Genomic DNA, 17,457 nt, shown 5'->3' on the forward strand with positions numbered 1-17,457 from the left:
CCGCAAAGCTGGAAAATAATGTCTCAAGGGAGAGGAGGTACGGGTTTCCTCTCTCTTTTTTTGGGGGTTTTATGGGAAGATCGGGAAAGAGCTATGGTGCAATCCCGATCATCATGAAACGAGACTCGATATTTTACCGGCTTTTCCAACAATCCCCCTCCCTTCTCTTCGATTTACTGGAAAACCCACCTGCTAATGCCACCGAATACCGATTTGACTCCGTAGCCGTCAAAGAACCCAAATTTGAGATCGATGGCGTATTCCTGCCACCCGATAATGATAGTAGCGGGGTGATCTATTTTTGCGAAGTGCAATTTCAAAAAGACGAACGACTCTATGAACGGGTTTTCGGCGAATCATTTTTGTATTTTTATCGCCAGCGAGAACGATTTACCGATTGGCACATTGTTGTCATCTATCCCACCCGTAGTCTAGAACAAAGTAACACCCATCCCTACCGAGCGCTCCTCAATTGTAATCAGGTGCATCGAATTTATCTGAAAGAATTAGGGGAAATTCAGCAGTTACCCCTAGGGGTTGCCCTGATGGTACTCACTACTGTGGAAGAAACCCAAGCACCAGAAGCGGCCCGCTATTTACTAGCAAGAACCCAACAGCAAATTCCAGATCCAGAAGCAGGTCGCGCCATAATAGAAATGATTGCCACAATTATGGTGTATAAATTTACTAACTTGAGTCGAAAGGAGGTTGATGCAATGCTAGGACTACAATTGGCAGATACAAGGGTATATCGTGAAGCCAAGGAAGAAGGACGACTGGAAGGACAACTGGAAGGACGACTGGAAGGACGACTGGAAGGACGACTGGAAGGAGAATCTGCCCTGATTTTGCGTCTATTGCAACGTCGCTTTGGTGCGGTGGATGAGGTGTTGGCTGCCCGGATTCAGGCTCTAGAAATCGAGCAATTAGAGTACTTGGCTGAGGCTTTGTTGGATTTTACAGCATTAAACGACCTAGTGCTTTGGCTAAATCGCTATGGTGTATAAGTTGACTAACTTGAGTCGGCAGGAGGTTGATGCAATGCTAGGACTACAATTGGCAGATACAAGGGTATATCGTGAAGCCAAGGAGGACGGTCGCGAGGAAGGTCGTCAGGAAGGAGAATCTGCGCTCATCCTGCGGCTCCTCTCGCGTCGGATCGGTGAAGTGACTCCTGAAAGGCGATCGCAAATTCAAGCTCTCTCAATTAATCAACTGGAAGCTTTAGGAGAAGCTTTGTTAGATTTTACCCAACCCGAAGATTTGGAGGAATGGTTGCGATCGCATCTATCGCCCCTGTAATTGGGAGTAAGCCATCAGGGAGCAAAATGTAAAAATTTCTTAAATTGTGAATTATGCTAGGATTCGCCCTAGAATGATCAAAAATCATGACTACACAAGCAACAGTAATCCAAGGCACAGCCAAAGAAATTAGGGAAGCACTGGCACTTATACCAGATGATGAAATTGTCAGCCTTATGGTAGGTCGTCCCAGCTTATCTATTATTGCCAGAAAATTACAGCACGAGGCCGCAACTCTTGGCATAACAGCTGCGGAACACGACGCACTCATGGCATCGTTAAAACATGATTGGTGATGCGGGTTGTTGTTGATACCTTGGAGAAGTCAGACCTTACACTTCATCAGGGTTAATGCCAAGCGCTCTGAGCCTTTCAGCCAGCCGGATGGCTTTTTGTTCAGCCTCTTGTTTCGCCAGCCGTTCTTGAGCAGCGATCGCCTCTGCGTTCATCGCTCTTTCCTCAGCCGTTAGATAGCGATTTCCTGACCGATCATACCAGTATAACCATTCCCGATACCAAGCAATATGTTCTCCTTTTTCGTAACCCAGTGCCAAGCCAATTTCTGGCAACCAAACTCGATTATTCTCACTCTCTAGAAGTTGATATTTTCCTGAGATTAATTTATATACTTCTAATCTTTGTCGGTTTTTAAATCTTCCTCTTCTGCCACTGAAAGGATTGTAGATTACATAATACAGAATCCCTAGGGTTTGGTAATTTAGAAATTTTTCCTCATATTCACTATTATATTTCTCGGAAATTACCTCTAAAAACAAAATCGGCAAGATATACTTTTCTCCCCACAAAATATAGCTTAACCGACCTCTTTCTCCCGTATCATGGTTGACTCCAACTGCTAAGAAACCATCGGGGACAAAAGCTGATTCGTCTGGATTATAATAAACAGCCATATCTACCCCAAAATACCAATCATCTCGACCAGACCAAATTAAGGCTAATAAATTTAGCAGCAGATTGGGAAGATCATTCTGTAACTGATTGTCCACTGGAGTTTCATCGGAAGAGGGCAATTCTTCGGCGCTGGGAAGAGGTCGATTTTTGTTATAGGTGAGGTTAACCATAGCTCCTACAAGCGTGGTGTTTAATTACTGCAATTCTAACAGAAAATTACGGTTTTAGATTTCGTTGTTTTTGTGCAGTTTCTCAAAGCACTTCATCAAAACTCGGCTCAAGGCTTTCTTTAATGTCATCAACCTCGTGTTTATGATGGGGGAAAGTGGCAATTTCCTGAGAGGGGGACAAGCGAGCTAGAAGGTAGATAGGGCAAGCGATATCGCTCTTTGTCCTTTGATGTAATCCTTCAACCGATAGCGGCTAATTTGCATTAGCTCTTCTATATTTTTTGGGAACATTTGATGTAGCTGGAGCCAATGATAGAGATGTTGACCCACATAAAAACTACTGTGTCTGCGTTGACCTTTATATCTTTTTTCAGGTCTTGTGACATATTTTTGGATTCCCATATCCTTAATTTTTTTACCTTGCAGTGTGGCACTTGTATAGGCGATAGCTATAACAATTATCAGCTTTGATAGGTATTGCGGTGCTAATTGAGAACCTTCTAAGCTATAGCCTCCAGACTTAAAATCTCGAAACATCTCTTCAATATCAAATCTTTTTTGATCGGCAATTATTGCCGTCTCTAAATCCCCAAAATTTGTCAGAATATACCAAGGTTCTTTTGTGCGAAAACCTCGGTAAGTTTTTTTCCATTTACCAGCTACGTTAAACGAGCCAAATCCCTGCTCTTTTGTAAGATTAACATCATTTAAAAATAGTTGAGTTCCTGGACTTAAACCTAACTCTCTCATTTCTTGATAAATTCCTTCTTTTGTCTTGACATTTGTACTTTTTTTTTGTCTTAAACAAAAGTACAAACTCTGCTTCTGAAGACACTTTCCAAGACTGATCGAGCAAAATTCTCTATCTCCTAACACCAGGATTTTATGACCTAATAGCACCGTCAATATTTTCCCCAATACTCGCTGCTGTTCTTCGAGATTACTACTTCCTTTTTTATCCAATATCTCCCAATAGATTGGGATGGCTATCTTGTCATAAATTAGACTCACCATCAAGATATTAATTGCTCCCCAACTCCTTCGGTCTATGGCAATATATACTAATCCTTTTATTGTGAATCTCTCCTGCTGTTTTAACATCTCTTTTAAGCAGAGAAACCAGATTTTTTCAATATTCAGAATTTCCAGCTTTAAAAATCTTTTTAGTTTTTTTCTCCGACTCTCAAACAGGATTGGTATTGGTAAGGCTTCAGCTAATATCTCTAACTTTGCTTGCTTCAATATTTGCAAGGTTCCAACTACCATTAACAAGCTGACTGACGGACACATTTTTCAATACAAAGACAAGTACTGTTATGTGAAAGCCTCAAACTCCTGAATAAAAGAAAAGGTAATTTTGCCATAATAATCCTGACGAGCTTTGCGAGAAGCAAAACAGGGAAAAGGGTCAACAGAAAATAAGTGGTCAAGTCGCAAGAAGGGACGCGCCTTATGAACAACTCCCGCCAGCCAACGTCAACCAATTTTCAAATAACTCAAACCACGCCGAAAATGAGCATCAACCTGACGGCGAGAGCCAGATTGTTGAACCGCCATGCCAGTTAAAGTAGCAAAGAGAATAGAAATGGCAACAATGAGATAGAGACGTTCTAAACAAGCAGCAGAGCGAACACGAGAATGTTCCCAGTCAAAAACGCCCGATTTACTGCCCTTGAAAGAGATGTTCAATGGGAAAACGAAGACCATACTGCCAGAAGGTGTCAAGGGTAGGAGGTTCATCGCTCAGAATTGCCCAATTATCCTTAACCCCTGGAACAGAGGCTAAAGCAAGATGAGCAGTGATTCTAGCCTCCTGCCAGACTTGAACGTTGCGATCAAAGCAGGCTTGCCGTTTGGGAGGATAGAGTTCTCTGACCTCATAGCCAAAACCCCGACGGCGAACACCGTAAATGAGGGTATCGCAAGGTAAGCGAAGACACCAATGCCAAGTATTTTTCCTGAGCCATTGAATTAATTGCTGATTGGCAAAGCCTCGGTCGGCTAACAGCATGACATTCTCAAAGCCCTGAAGATAGCCTTTGGCTCTGTCCAACAAGGGTTCGTATTTCTCAAAAGCTAGGCTGGCACTACCATGTTCTAATCCCATCCACATCAAGGGGACGGCTCTCCCCCCGCAGACCACCGCTAGATAGACAAAGCAGTATTGATTCCACAACAGAGTGGTATCTATTGCTAGATACAGTCTTTCCCCCTTCTCCTTCCAAGTCTCGATGGCTTTCAATATTAAGGGGATGTATATCTTTTCCACCGCTACTCTTCCATTCTGGCAAAAGCGATTCCACCGTCTCTGATAACTATTGGCTTGTTCGGCTCTGCTTTGTACAAAGGGTTCCCATCTGGCTTGATTGAGACTTTGACTACTGAGTAGGGCTGTCACCATCCAACTGAGGACGGTTAAATGTCTTTTATCCACAAATCGGCTTCCTTGTTCTAGATAGGAATAAACTTGGGAGAAGATTCTGTTCTCGGTTTTCATCTTGTAGGGATTCTTGCTTTTTCCCTATCTACCCAGATATTTTTCTTTTTGGCAACCCTTGTCTTGTCAGGTTTTGACCCACTTGTGTCCGTCAGTCAGATCCCTAACTGTTAATTTGGTGACGACGAACTGGCCTGAGTTAATCTGAGAGGAAGTGAAAAATCCTGTATTTTAGTGGTTGAGTATGGCAGAAGGATTTGGTCCCCTAGTCTTGAACCCCAAGCAAGAGCGAGAGGCAAAACTTTTAAGAAAGAGTGTCTTGAAACATTTTCAGCACCTAGAAGACCCCAGAGCGGACAGGGGACGCAATCACAGCCTGGTATCCCTAATTGCCCTAGCCATTTTGGCGGTCTTAGCGGGTGCCGACGGGTTTGTCGCCATAGAAGCCTACGGAAAAGCCAAACAATCCTGGTTGAAAACCTTTTTGGAATTACCCAATGGGATACCTTCCCACGACACCTTGGGTCGAGTCTTAGGAATGCTAGAACCCGAGCAATTAAGGTCGGGATTCCTAGGGTGGATCGGGGAAATCACCGAAAAATTGAACCTAGAACTAATCCACATAGATGGGAAAACCGCCAAGGGTTCCTATGACCGTGAAAAGAAACTAAAGGCTTTGCACACAGTAAGTGCTTGGAGTAGCGAACATGGGTTAGTCTTAGCCCAAGAAAAAGTGGACAGTAAATCCAATGAAATTACCGCCGTGCCGCTCAGAAGTGCAATTGCTCAATCTCAAGGGAGCGATTTCAAGGGGTGACAAGGCGACTAAAAGGCTTGCTGGATAAGGCGCATAGCCGTTAGACCCCTAGAAAAATCGGGGTGTTTTCCTGGCTTGAGGCGGATCAAAGAAAAGGCGAGTTCCGAGTACGCGTCCATCGACTCGATCCAGAAGCTCCCATAAGTACCTATCCAAAAATCGCTATGTCTTTCCGGACCGCGTTTCGCTTCTTTGGAGCGACAAATATAATCGCGAGTTCCCGATTTCTTGAGATTTTGACCACGGGTTGTATTCAAAGAGTAAGCGATAGCGATTAATAAAATTAAGGCGAGAAAGCGAGGCTCGCTCACTTTCGTTTTTTCAAGATTATATCCTCCCGTTTGACAATCTTTGAACATCGCTTCAATCCCGAATCGAGATTTATATAACTTGAGAGTTATCTCTAAAGATTCTAGGTTGGTCAATAAATACCAAGGCTCTTTAGACCCTTTAGTTCGATAACCTCTTTTCCCATAAGTTGCTAGGTTGAACCCCTCGATCTCATGGCTTTTCGTGTGGGTCACTCCCCGAAAGAAGTTTCGCTCGCCCCGGTTCGGTTCTAACTCGGAAAGGGCTTGATAGTTTTCTCCATCTTTCAATCGCGTGTAGGTACTTTTCTTTTGACGGAAGATAAAAGCTACACCTCTGTCGTCAAGCCACTTCCCTAATTGCGCTGACTGAAATTCACGGTCTCCCATTACGACGAGCGGATAGGGTTTCAACAACCCTAAGACTGGCTTGAGGAATTTTTTCGGTTCCCCGAGAGCGCTACTTCCTTTTTTATTCAGTAACACCCAATATACGGGCAAAGCTCTCCGACCACAAATCACACTGGCGACGAATAAATTTCTACCCTTCCAATCGGTTCTATCTATGACGACTAATAATCTTCCCGCGTGTTTCAGTTTTTTGAGCCTTCTTCTTGGCTCTCGATTTTTATTTTTTCCGCTAAATTCTAGCTTGACGATCTGTTTGATCAAAGGAAACCACAAGAGTTTCACGTTTAGTTGCGGGAGCTTAAGAAATCTCTGCAAATTCCGTCTTCTACTTTCAAAGGTTATCGGTTGCGGGAAAAGAGCGGCCAGTTTCTCTAGTTGGACTATCCGATGACTTTGTAAGAGCAGGATTAGGAGCTGTAAGGTCAAATAGCTCGCCTCGCTAAGGTTCGCCTGTAAACAAGCCTGATAGAATGAAGGTAACATTTTAAAATTTTGAGTGGTTGTCCTAACCACTCTATTTCTTTAGGGGGTCGTTTGGCTAGACCCCCCGCTCTATCTAGCTTGTAGCCCCTCTGTCACCCCTTGAAGGGAGCGATAGTCACTTTGGATGCCATGGGAACCCAGACGGAAATTGCCCAACAAATCAAGTCTGGGGGCGGAGATGACGTCTTAGCCCTCAAAGGCAATCAGGGCAAGCTCTTTCAACAAGTAGAAGGCTGGTTTGACCAAGCTATAGCCGGGGATTGGCAAGGGATTGAATACAGCTACCACGAAAAGGTGGAGTCGGGGCATCACCGGATCGAAACCCGTCAAATTTGGGTGGTGCCGGTGTCCCAATTACCGCCCCTGCATCGGCAGAGTCTGTGGCCTGGCCTAACCACCGTAGTCATGGTTCGCAGTGTCCGCCAATTATGGAATAAAACTACTACAGAAATTCGCTTCTTCATCAGTAGTTTAGCAGCGGATGCCCAAAAACACGCCGAGGTGATTCGCGGACATTGGAGTATTGAAAATAGTCTCCATTGGGTACTCGATGTTACCTTTAATGAAGATGCCAGTCGGGTTCGTCTGGGGCATGGAGCGGAAAACCTAGGTCTGTTGCGCCGTTTAAGTGTGAATTTGTTGAAGCAGGAGCCCTCGAAAATGAGTCTGAAAATGAAACGTTATAGGGCGAGCATGGATGATAATTTCATGGTAAAAATCTTGGAGGCCAGTGCGGTTGACTGAAAAAGGAGGTGTCAATTAGACTTGTGAGCGTTCTCGCGCAGCGAGCGCGTTGCGACCAATCCAGTCTGGAATGAAAGAACCCAGTAGATAAAGTTCCTTCTGAGTTCATCGGTTTTCGAGGATTAGAAACCCCCTAAATTTCGGAAAATTACTCGGATAGAATCGGAACAAACGCCAAAATTTAGACTAACTTCTCGGAATTCAAGGGCTCGGTCAACGCGCGATTACCCTGTATCAGTTATCAGTTATCAGTTATCAGTTCACTGAGAAAACTCCCCACTCCCCCCACCCCACACCCCACACCCCACACCCCACACCCCTAATTCTTATGAGAGATTCCCTATCGAGCCGTCTAAGAGTACAACAACACTGCCTCAATCAGGTTAAATTAGCCGTGACAAAGCAGGGTTTTAGCAGTCAGCGCTCCTTAGCCAAAGAAGCTGAATTTAGTCTGGCTACTGTCAGCAACTTCCTGACTGGTAAACCGGTAGAACAAGCCACTTTTGAACAAATTTGTCGTCGATTATGCCTCGACTGGCAAGAAATCGCCGCCCTGAATTTTGAGCTAAAAACACCCCCTCAAGACAAAATTCCGGTTAATTCGGCAGCCAAGAGCGAAAAATTGGAGACATTGCCCCCCTATCCTAATGGGGCTGTTCCCCTTGGTTCCCCATTTTATTTAGAACGTCTTCCCCTCGAAGAACAGATAAGGCAGGAAATCAAGAAACCGGGGGCTTTAGTGCGGATAAAAGCTCCCAAAGAAATGGGCAAAACCTCCCTACTTTTGAGAATGCTCGATTTTGCTAAACAGCAAGGCTACCGCACGGTGAGTTTGAACTTAGAACAGGTGGACCAGACGATTTTGGCTGATTTAAACCAATTTTTGCGCTGGTTGTGTGCCAATGCCGCCCGTCAACTACAGTTAAAACCACAATTAGATGAGTATTGGGATGAGGATTTAGGTAGCAAGATTAGCTGTACGGTTTACATTCAAGACTATCTCCTGGAATCGATTACCGCCCCCATTGTCCTCGCTATTGATGAACTTAATCAGATATTTGAACATCCCCAAGTGGCCAAGGATTTTTTACCGCTGCTGCGTTCTTGGTACGAAGAATCCAAAACCCTACCTATCTGGCAAAAACTCCGTCTTATCGTCGTCCATTCCACAGAAATTTATGTTCCCCTGCAGCTCAATCAATCCCCCTTTAACGTGGGATTCCCCGCACAGCTAAGTCATTTTAGTCTGGAGGAGGTATTGCAATTAGCCCAACGTTATCAACTCACCTGGGAAAATCAGGAAAAAGTCCAACAACTGATGGAGCTAGTAGGAGGACATCCAGCTTTGGTACAAACTGCCCTCTACTATCTCAGTCGGGAGGAAATAACCATGACGCAAATATTAACCAGCGCCACCTCTGTCACCGGGATCTATGCCCATCACCTGCGGCGCCATTGGGCAGTATTAGAACAACAGCCGGAACTAGCAAAAGCCCTCGACCGGGTGATGAGCGCGGTGGAACCCGTACAATTAGACCCAATTCTCGCTTACAAACTCAGCAGTATGGGACTACTCAAACAATCGGGAGATAAAGTAGTACCAGGCTATGAATTGTATCGACGCTATTTTTTAGAGGTGAAATCCTCTATCAGTTATCAGTAAACAGTAATCAGTTATCAGTGAGGGTGTGGGGTGTAGGGTGTAGGGTGTGGGGGGAATAAATAAAATAATCTCCTGACGACCGGCTCCTATCTCCTGACTCCTATCTCCTGACGACCGACGACCGGCTACTAACCCCACCAACAAACTTTTTGCCGCAAACTCTACTTATGAATATGTCAAACAAAGATACTGTCCAAAATACTGTCAACGTTAGTAATTTTAGTCGCTCGCAACTCGGTCGGCCGGATGAGAACAATTTATATAAGGCAGTCGCCACAATTGCTGAGGGACATTGGCCGGAAAATCTGTCGGGATACGTTTTTATCGTCTGTCCTTTTCATAGAAAAAATGACCGTCATTTGTTCTCTGGCGAAGGTGTAATTATTAGATGGGACTTGCAAGGTAAAAATAATCAAGTTAACGTTTACAGTAAAAAACTAAAAACTTGGGATAGTTTTTGGCGAAAAGTTTTACCTATATTTAATATTAGTCAAGCCACTTTTCCCGCCGTGGTCAGCATTTTGGGTTGTTCAGAAATAGCGAATACTGCTATGGTTAAACTAGAAAAAGTTTCCGAAAATGAACAACTAGAAGAAACCAGATTAATTCTCACTGCCGATGCGGGACGTTACTGGGAAGTGGACCCCGTTTCCCTGGATACTATCACTCCGATTGGTTATTTTGACCAACATATTGTTTCCGTGCCTTTGTCTATTTTCCCAGTCCTAGAAAATACCGCTCACCCCTTCTACGACAAAAAGACCCAAGAATTTATCACCTGTGAATTAAAGCTAAAACTTGTATCGGGAGGTATGTTAAAAGATTTAGATAAATCGGTGTATATTGTTCTTTGGGATCAACAAAAACAACTTAAACCCTGGAAACTACAGGGAGCTATCCTCGATGGTAGTCCCCATTCGGTCATCGTCACCGAGGATTATATCATGATTCCCGATATGCCTTTTCAGATGGGAGTAGCCAAACTATTAGGTATCAGAATCAAGCCTGAAGAAACCTATCCGAAAACTCAAATTTATCTGGTTAAACGTCAAGACCTTAAGGAAGAAGAAACCACCGTTCCCTCGCGATTAATTACCTTCAATGGCGACAGTTATCACTTCCTTTGTAATTACCATAGTACCAACGGTCAAATTCAGCTTGTGGCCATCCAAAACGCCACTATTAGTTTAACCGAAGCGATCGAAAAAGACGATATCCAACATTTTACCGGTCAGGGTTATCCCCCCGAATACCACGGCATTCCCTGGATGTTTTCCTTTGACCCCGGAGTGCTGCGCAAAGTGGTTATCGAAGATGCCAGGGTGATGAGCGAACAAGCTTTCATCCATCCGGGGTGGTTCTCTACCACTCTCTACACCGCCGACCCGCGGGAATTGGAACAGGGATACAGCGCTATTTATCAGGTTTATGCCGGTTATGTGCGCGAATTAATCTGTCGTCGTCAGTATATGGATTGTCGCGACCAGAGTAATCGCATCCTCAGGGATGCCGAACTTCCCTGTCATGACTTGCCCTCGGTATTAGCCAAGGTTCCCTTCGATAAGGATTGGAATCAGTTAACTGAACAGATTAGCCAAGAAAAAAAAGCCAGTGATACTCATGTATCCCATTTAGGTCGGGGACTACTGGATTTTTATGTTTGTCCCGATGGCTATATTTTAGATAGCATTCAGTTTATTCCCCAAGAACAGGGCTATCTATTGACGACGGTTTTAACCCCGACCAGAGTATTAGAAGCTTGGTTATTTAACCCTGACAATCTCAAGGACGGACCGATTGCTAAACTGAGTTTGCCGGAAGATGTTCACTTTGGTTTTACCTTGCATTCCGAGTATTTCGAGCAAGCGCTGCCTTCTCCCCGTCCTTCCGTCTCACAGGTAAATCGAGTTCTTTCAGCCTTGCGGAGTCTGGTCTTGGTTCCCGTAGAATTTTTCCTAGGGAAACCGGCAGCCATTTACAATCGCCAAGTAAAAAAATGATTGTTCTCAACGGATACGACATTCTTGCCCAAATCTACGAAAGCGTTAACTCAGAAGTCTATCGGGCTATTCGCACCGTCGATAATCAACCGGTTATGCTCAAAATCCTCAAGCAAGAATATCCCACCGCACAACAACTAACCCACTACAAACAGGAGTATAAAACCATCTGCGGCCTGAACTTCGAGGAGGCGATTAAAGCCTATGGTTTAGAAACCTACCGCAGAACTCCCGTGATTATTTTGGAAGATTTCGGGGGTATATCCTTAAAAAAATGGCTAGAGGGCAAACCCCTGCCCTTAAGGGAGTTTTTAAGCCTTGCACCCCGAATAGTGGCTAATTTAGAGAAAATTCACAACGCCAAGGTTATTCACAAAGATATTAATCCTGCCAATATAGTTCTTAACCCCGAAACCGGACAAATTAAAATCATCGATTTTGGCATTGCCAGCGTCCTGCGGCGGGAAAATCCGGGGCTAAAAAATCCCAACGTTCTAGAGGGGACTTTAGCCTATATTTCTCCCGAACAAACCGGACGGATGAATCGTAGTCTCGATTACCGCACGGATTTTTATTCCTTGGGCGTTAGCTTCTATGAACTTCTCACCGGACAATTACCTTTTCCAGCTAACGATGCTTTGGAATTAGTTCACTGTCATCTGGCAAAACAACCCTTGGAGATTAATAGTCTCGTCAAGGAGAAAATTCCCCCGGTGGTGGAGGCAATCATCAGGAAACTGATGGCTAAAACCCCCGAGGAACGATACCAAAGTGCCTACGGTATTCGGGCAGATTTAGAGGAATGTTTAAGACAACTGGAAACAACGGGTAAAATTGAGGATTTTGTCATCGCTAGGCAAGATCTAGCCAATCAGTTCCAAATTCCCCAAAAACTCTACGGTAGGGAGGCAGAAATCGCCACTCTCCTCACTGCTTTTCAACGGGTAGCCACGGTGGATAAAAACTCCTCTCACACCGAACTGATGCTAGTTACGGGTTATTCTGGCATGGGTAAAACCACCTTGGTTAGGGAAATTTATCAGCCAATTACTGAAAAACGCGGCTTTTTTATCTCTGGTAAATTTGACCAGTTTCAGCGCGATATTCCCTATGCTGCCGTGATTAGCGCTTTGACTCATCTGGTTAAGCAACTTTTGGGGGAAAGTCAGCCACAACTGCAACTATGGCGACAAAAACTCCTCAAGTCTTTGGGGGCGAATGCACGGGTTATTATTGATGTGATTCCCCAACTAGAATTAATTATCGGTCCACAACCAGAGGTGTTACAATTAGGAGCGATCGCTACTCAAAATCGCTTTAATTTAGTCTTTAAAAATTTTATTCGGGTCTTTTGTTCCCCAGAACATCCCCTGGTCATCTTTCTCGATGATTTACAATGGGCAGACTTGGCTAGTCTCCAGTTGATAGAATTAATTATGCTCGATGGCGATATGGACTATTTGTTTTTAATTGGCTCCTATCGCAGTAATGAAATTAATTCCACCCACCCCCTAACCGCTACCCTCGATAAATTAGAGCAGGGGGCATAATTATCAATCAAGTTATTTTAAAACCTCTGGGTCCTGCACAGGTCAATCAGTTAATTGCCGACACCTTAAATCATTCACCAGAATATGTGCAATCTTTGTCCGCTTTAGTCTGGCAAAAAACCCACGGTAATCCTTTTTTTGTCAATGAATTTCTCAAAACTATCTACTGGGAAAATTGGCTATTTTTCCAATCGGGGCAAGAAACAACCACTAAAACCGATAATAATAGGGGCTATTGGCAATGGCATCTCGGCCAAATTCAAAGGATTGGCAGTACCGATAATCTGATTCAATTTATGATGGGCAAAATGCAGAAATTGCCTCCCGAAACCCAAGAAGTCTTAAGTTTAGCAGCCTGTCTTGGGGCAGAATTTAATTTATATAATCTGACGGTTATCTCTGAAAAATCACCTTCAGAACTTTTACCAATTTTAACTTCTAGTAGCGAAGCTGGTTTAATTATTCTCCTCTCAGAATTAGATGAACAATTACTGATTCAAGAATATAAATTTGCTCATGATCGCATTCAACAAGGAGCTTACGCTCTCATCGAAGACAGCCAAAAAGCCGTAATTCACCTAAAAATTGGTCGCCTACTTTGGCAGCATACTTCTGTCAACGAATTATCGGAAAAGATTTTTAAAATAGTTGATCATCTCAACCTTGGTTATCAACTAATTAGCGAGAAAAAAGAACGAGAGTCAGTGGCTAACTTGAATTTACTAGCAGCCCAAAAAGCAAAAGCCGCTAATGCCCAAGCTGGAGCCTTAAAATATATCAAAACCGCTCAAAAACTTCTCAAAAAATCAAGCTGGAAAAATAACTATCAACTGACTTTAAATATTTATTCTGAAGCCACAGAAATCGCCTATTTAAGTGGGAACTTTGAGCCGATGCAACGCTGGGCTAATCTCGTATTAAAACAGGCAAAAACTACCCTAGATAAAATCAAAGTTTATGAAGTAATCATCGAAGCGTATCACGCCCAAAATCAAGAACTAAAAGCGGTACAAATTGGTTTATCTGTCCTTAAAAGCTTCGATTTCCAGATTCCTGAATCCTTACAATCATCAGATATTCAAAAAGAACTAACTAAAACCCGACAAAAATTAGCGGGGCAAAATATCGAAGATTTAAGTAATTTACCGCCGATAAATGAGGAAGAAAAATTAGCAATAATGAAGATAGGGACTGCCATATTTCCTCCTGTTTTTATTGCCGCACCTCATCTCTTACCCATCCTAGTATCAAAACAGGTTAACTTATCAATTGAATACGGCAATAGTTATCTAGCGGCTTTTACTTATGTCAATTATGGCTTAATCCTTTGCGGTATTTTAGAAGATTGGGAAACGGGTTATCAATTTGGACGATTAGCTTTAAACATCGCTGATAAATTTCATGCCAAAGCCCTGATGCCGAAAATAATTGCCGTCTTTTCCGCCACTATTAGTATCTGGAAAGAACCGATTAAAAATTCCCTGTCCTTGTTAAAATCTTCCTATCAAACCGGTTTAGAAATGGGCGATCTCTACTACGGAACAACCTGTGCCTATCTTTACTGTTTTCATTCTGCCTTTATCGGACAAGAATTAACCGAATTAGCCCAAGAAATAGCTAACTATGATCTGGCTTTTGTTAAGCTCAAACAAGAAAACCCTCGCAACTATCTAAAAATCTATGGTCAAACAGTTTTAAATCTGCTGAGGCACTCGGAAAATCCCGGTCATTTAGAAGGACAGTACTATCAAGAAACTGTTATGTTACCGTACCATCTAGAGGCTAATGATCTCTACGGTCTCTGTGCTTTATTTGTTAATAAATTATACCTTTGTTATCTATTTGGACAGCACGAACAAGCCATTGAAAATGCTAACCAAGCCCAAAAATATCTGGGAGGAGCTACCGCTACTTTCTTGATTCCTCTGCATAATGTCTATGATTCCCTCGCCCATTTAGCTATTTATAATCATCTGGACAATGACCAAAAAAAGCAAGTATTAGAACGAGTGACGAATAATCAGAGAAAGCTGTGGGAATGGGCTAATCAAGCACCCCAGAACTATCTCCATAAATTTTATTTAGTGCAAGCGGAAAAAGACCGGGTGCAGCAATCCTATCTAGAAGCCATAGAAAACTACGATCTAGCCATCGCTAAAGCCAAGGAAAATGAATACATTAATGAAGAGGCACTAGCTAACGAACTAGCGGCGAAATTCTATCTCGATTGGGGTAAAGTAAAAATTGCCAAAACCTACATCAATGAAGCTGCTTATCTCTATTCTCTTTGGGGAGCAACCGCTAAAGTCAAAGATATAGAAAGCCGCTATTCTCAGTTAATGGTCAATAATTATGGTTCCAATTCCCCGACCGAAACTAGGAGAACTACCACCAGAAAAAATTCAGCCAGTCATTCGGGAGATCTGTTAGATTTAGCCACGATCATGAAGGCATCCCAAGCCATTTCTAGCGAGATAGTTTTAGATAAGTTACTCGCCACCCTGATGAAAATTCTCATCGAAAATGCCGGGGCGCAGCTGGGCTATCTTATCCTAGAAAGCGGCGGACAATTATCGATCGAAGCCTCCGGTTCAGTGCAGGAAGATAGGGTGACAGTCTTTAAATCTAATGCGATCGAAGAACATCTTCCCGTCTCAATTATTAACTATGTAGCCCGGAGCGGTCAAACCGTTCTTAATAACGATGCTGCCCATCAGGGCAATTTTAGCAACGATCCCTATATAAAAACCCATCAAACCAAATCGCTGCTCTGTTCGCCTCTCCTCGACCAAGGACAACTGCGGGGAATTGTCTATCTAGAAAATAACCTCACCGTCGGGGCTTTTACCCAAGAAAGATTGGAAGTGCTGCAACTGCTCTCTAGCCAAGCGGCGATCGCAATTACTAACGCCAAACTCTACGCTGAAATCAAAGCCAAACAGAGACAACTAGCGCAATTTTTAGAAGCCATGCCAGTGGGGGTATTTGTCCTCGATGCCGACAGTCAACCCTATTATGCCAATCAAACCGCCCAAGAGATTTTAGGAAAAGGGATAGTTAATATCACCACGGCTAATCAGTTGGGGAAAACCTATCAGTTATATCAAGCTGGAACCGATCGATTGTATCCCACCGAAGACCAGCCGATTGTCCGAGCTTTAAGGGGGGAAAAAAACACGATGGATGATCTAGAAATTCACCAAGGAGAGAAGATTATTCCCCTAGAAGTGTATGCTACGCCCGTTTTTGACGAAAAAGGGGAAATTATCTATGCGATCACCGCTTTTACCGATATTAGCGAACGAAAACAGGCGGAAGCGGAACGGATTCGCTTTACCGAAGAATTAGCCGAGTATAGCCGCACCCTAGAACAGAAAGTGCAGGAGCGCACCCTAGAACTCAGCCAAACCCTAGAAATTCTCAAGGCCACCCAAGCAGAATTACTGTTTGAAAATGAACTGCTCAGAAGTAGCGAAGAATCTAGCACCTTTGACTACCAAGTGGGGGGCAGTTTACCCATGGATGCTCCCACCTACGTGGTCCGCGCCGCCGACCGTTATCTCTATAAAGCCCTCAAACGCGGCGATTTTTGCTATGTTCTCAATCCCCGTCAAATGGGTAAGTCTAGTTTAATGGTACGCATGATCGATCACCTCCAACACGAGGGCATCTGTTGCGCTCCCATTGATTTAACCCGTATCGGCAGCGAAAATGTCACTTCTGACCAATGGTACAAGGGGATAGCCTTCGAGTTAGGGCGACGTTTTGGCCTGCTCAAAAGGGTTAATCTGAAAGCTTGGTGGCAAGAACGGGAAGATGTCTCGGCAGTGCAGCGCTTGGGCGAATTTATTGAAGAAGTGTTATTGCTGGAAGTGGGGATAGTGGAGGGTTCTCCCCCGAAACCGATAGCGATTTTTATCGATGAAATTGATAGCGTTTTGGGCTTAAATTTCGCAGTTAATGACTTTTTTGCCCTGATTCGTTCCTGCTATAACCAGCGTGGTTTTAACCCGCTCTATCGGCGTTTGACCTTCGCTTTCTTCGGTGTTGTCACCCCCTCCGATTTAATTACCGACCACCAAATCACTCCTTTTAATATCGGTCATTCGATTCAATTGGAGGGTTTTAAGGAACACGAAGCCCAGCCTTTACTGCGCGGATTGGCCGAGAAAGTTAGTAACCCGCAAACTGTCTTAAAAGAAGTCTTTGCTTGGACAAACGGTCAACCTTTTCTGACCCAAAAACTCTGTCAGTTAATTCGCACCGCCGCCTCGCCGATTCCCCCCAATGGTGAGGCCTCCTGGATTGAGGACTTGGTACAGAAGAAGATCATTGACAATTGGGAGGCTCAGGATGAACCGGAACATCTGCGGACTATTCGCGATCGGCTCCTCAACAGTCATCGCTCCCAGTTGCTCCTGAGACTCTATGAACGGATTTTAAGGGAAAAAGAGGTGATTGCTGAGGATAGCCCCCCAGAAAAAGAGTTACTTTTATCGGGGTTAGTGATCAAAGACCAGGGCCAGCTGCGGGTTCATAATCCCATCTATCGGGCCATCTTTAACCTCGATTGGCTGGGTTGCAGCTCAAATTTGTAGAAATATCCACTACAGAGCAATTATTGGGACTTAAACGCTCAATACAGATCAAATCGATTATA

The 17,457-nt window shown here is 43.8% G+C and carries 12 protein-coding genes and 1 pseudogene; 8 read left to right on the plus strand and 5 right to left on the minus strand.

Going from position 1 to position 17,457, the window contains the following annotated elements; genetic code table 11:
• Nucleotides 1-113: 113 nt before the first annotated feature.
• The 3 genes from VL20_RS15815 to VL20_RS15825 all read left to right on the plus strand — a co-directional run bounded on the left by VL20_RS15815 (nt 114) and on the right by VL20_RS15825 (nt 1,598).
• Entirely contained in the window at nt 114-1,007 is an 894-nt protein-coding gene (locus VL20_RS15815) for an Rpn family recombination-promoting nuclease/putative transposase (protein ID WP_052277048.1), read from the plus strand.
• Nucleotides 1,008-1,041: 34 nt separating this feature from the next.
• Complete coding sequence (locus VL20_RS15820; protein ID WP_072927499.1) at nt 1,042-1,302, plus strand: DUF4351 domain-containing protein; 261 nt, start codon at nt 1,042-1,044, stop codon at nt 1,300-1,302.
• A gap of 86 nt (nt 1,303-1,388) precedes the next feature.
• On the plus strand, nt 1,389-1,598 hold the full coding sequence (locus VL20_RS15825) for a hypothetical protein (RefSeq protein ID WP_002789010.1): 210 nt from the start codon (nt 1,389-1,391) through the stop codon (nt 1,596-1,598).
• Between the two features lie 36 nt (nt 1,599-1,634).
• Here VL20_RS15825 and VL20_RS15830 read toward each other — a convergent pair whose 3' ends face one another.
• The 4 genes from VL20_RS15830 to VL20_RS15840 all read right to left on the minus strand — a co-directional run bounded on the left by VL20_RS15830 (nt 1,635) and on the right by VL20_RS15840 (nt 4,881).
• On the minus strand, nt 1,635-2,384 hold the full coding sequence (locus tag VL20_RS15830) for a Uma2 family endonuclease (protein ID WP_052277049.1): 750 nt from the start codon (nt 2,382-2,384) through the stop codon (nt 1,635-1,637).
• Nucleotides 2,385-2,570: 186 nt separating this feature from the next.
• The gene (locus VL20_RS15835; protein WP_052277050.1) at nt 2,571-3,674 is read right to left on the minus strand and encodes an IS4 family transposase; all 1,104 of its coding nucleotides are present in this window, start codon (nt 3,672-3,674) and stop codon (nt 2,571-2,573) included.
• A gap of 186 nt (nt 3,675-3,860) precedes the next feature.
• A complete protein-coding gene (locus tag VL20_RS32865) occupies nt 3,861-4,073 on the minus strand; it encodes a hypothetical protein (RefSeq protein WP_052275239.1) in 213 nt (70 codons plus the stop codon).
• Nucleotides 4,048-4,881 carry a transposase gene (locus tag VL20_RS15840; RefSeq protein ID WP_284525807.1) on the minus strand — a complete coding sequence of 278 codons (834 nt, stop codon included), beginning with the start codon at nt 4,879-4,881 and terminating at the stop codon, nt 4,048-4,050. The genes VL20_RS32865 and VL20_RS15840 overlap by 26 nt, the downstream gene beginning before the upstream one ends.
• Before the next feature lie 184 nt (nt 4,882-5,065).
• Between VL20_RS15840 and VL20_RS15845 the strand changes: the two genes are divergently transcribed.
• The gene (locus tag VL20_RS15845) at nt 5,066-5,638 is read left to right on the plus strand and encodes an ISAs1 family transposase (RefSeq protein ID WP_284525816.1); all 573 of its coding nucleotides are present in this window, start codon (nt 5,066-5,068) and stop codon (nt 5,636-5,638) included.
• A gap of 8 nt (nt 5,639-5,646) precedes the next feature.
• Here VL20_RS15845 and VL20_RS15850 read toward each other — a convergent pair whose 3' ends face one another.
• A complete protein-coding gene (locus tag VL20_RS15850; protein WP_052276899.1) occupies nt 5,647-6,840 on the minus strand; it encodes an IS4 family transposase in 1,194 nt (397 codons plus the stop codon).
• 99 nt (nt 6,841-6,939) lie between these two features.
• On the opposite strand from VL20_RS15850, the gene VL20_RS15855 reads away from it, so the two are divergent.
• The 4 genes and pseudogenes from VL20_RS15855 to VL20_RS15870 all read left to right on the plus strand — a co-directional run bounded on the left by VL20_RS15855 (nt 6,940) and on the right by VL20_RS15870 (nt 17,395).
• Complete coding sequence (locus VL20_RS15855) at nt 6,940-7,584, plus strand: ISAs1 family transposase (protein WP_128575235.1); 645 nt, start codon at nt 6,940-6,942, stop codon at nt 7,582-7,584.
• Nucleotides 7,585-7,912: 328 nt separating this feature from the next.
• Nucleotides 7,913-9,247, plus strand: coding sequence for an AAA-like domain-containing protein (locus tag VL20_RS15860; RefSeq protein ID WP_002740891.1), 1,335 nt, complete (start codon nt 7,913-7,915; stop codon nt 9,245-9,247).
• Between the two features lie 167 nt (nt 9,248-9,414).
• Nucleotides 9,415-11,247: a carotenoid oxygenase family protein gene (locus VL20_RS15865; protein ID WP_052277052.1), complete on the plus strand. Its 1,833-nt coding sequence runs from the start codon at nt 9,415-9,417 to the stop codon at nt 11,245-11,247.
• Nucleotides 11,244-17,395, plus strand: a pseudogene (locus tag VL20_RS15870) (AAA family ATPase). Before VL20_RS15865 ends, VL20_RS15870 begins: the two are co-directional and overlap by 4 nt.
• Nucleotides 17,396-17,457: the final 62 nt, after the last annotated feature.

This window comes from Microcystis panniformis FACHB-1757, from assembly GCF_001264245.1.
In the GTDB taxonomy this organism is placed as follows: domain Bacteria; phylum Cyanobacteriota; class Cyanobacteriia; order Cyanobacteriales; family Microcystaceae; genus Microcystis; species Microcystis panniformis.

Coding starts and splice junctions, on each gene's coding strand:
- VL20_RS15815 (WP_052277048.1), top strand. CDS start 114: ATGAAACGAGACTCGATATTTTACCGGCTTTTCCAACAATCCCCCTCC.
- VL20_RS15820 (WP_072927499.1), top strand. CDS start 1,042: ATGCTAGGACTACAATTGGCAGATACAAGGGTATATCGTGAAGCCAAG.
- VL20_RS15825 (WP_002789010.1), top strand. CDS start 1,389: ATGACTACACAAGCAACAGTAATCCAAGGCACAGCCAAAGAAATTAGG.
- VL20_RS15830 (WP_052277049.1), bottom strand. CDS start 2,384: ATGGTTAACCTCACCTATAACAAAAATCGACCTCTTCCCAGCGCCGAA.
- VL20_RS15835 (WP_052277050.1), bottom strand. CDS start 3,674: ATGTGTCCGTCAGTCAGCTTGTTAATGGTAGTTGGAACCTTGCAAATA.
- VL20_RS15840 (WP_284525807.1), bottom strand. CDS start 4,881: ATGAAAACCGAGAACAGAATCTTCTCCCAAGTTTATTCCTATCTAGAA.
- VL20_RS15845 (WP_284525816.1), top strand. CDS start 5,066: ATGGCAGAAGGATTTGGTCCCCTAGTCTTGAACCCCAAGCAAGAGCGA.
- VL20_RS15850 (WP_052276899.1), bottom strand. CDS start 6,840: ATGTTACCTTCATTCTATCAGGCTTGTTTACAGGCGAACCTTAGCGAG.
- VL20_RS15860 (WP_002740891.1), top strand. CDS start 7,913: ATGAGAGATTCCCTATCGAGCCGTCTAAGAGTACAACAACACTGCCTC.
- VL20_RS15865 (WP_052277052.1), top strand. CDS start 9,415: ATGAATATGTCAAACAAAGATACTGTCCAAAATACTGTCAACGTTAGT.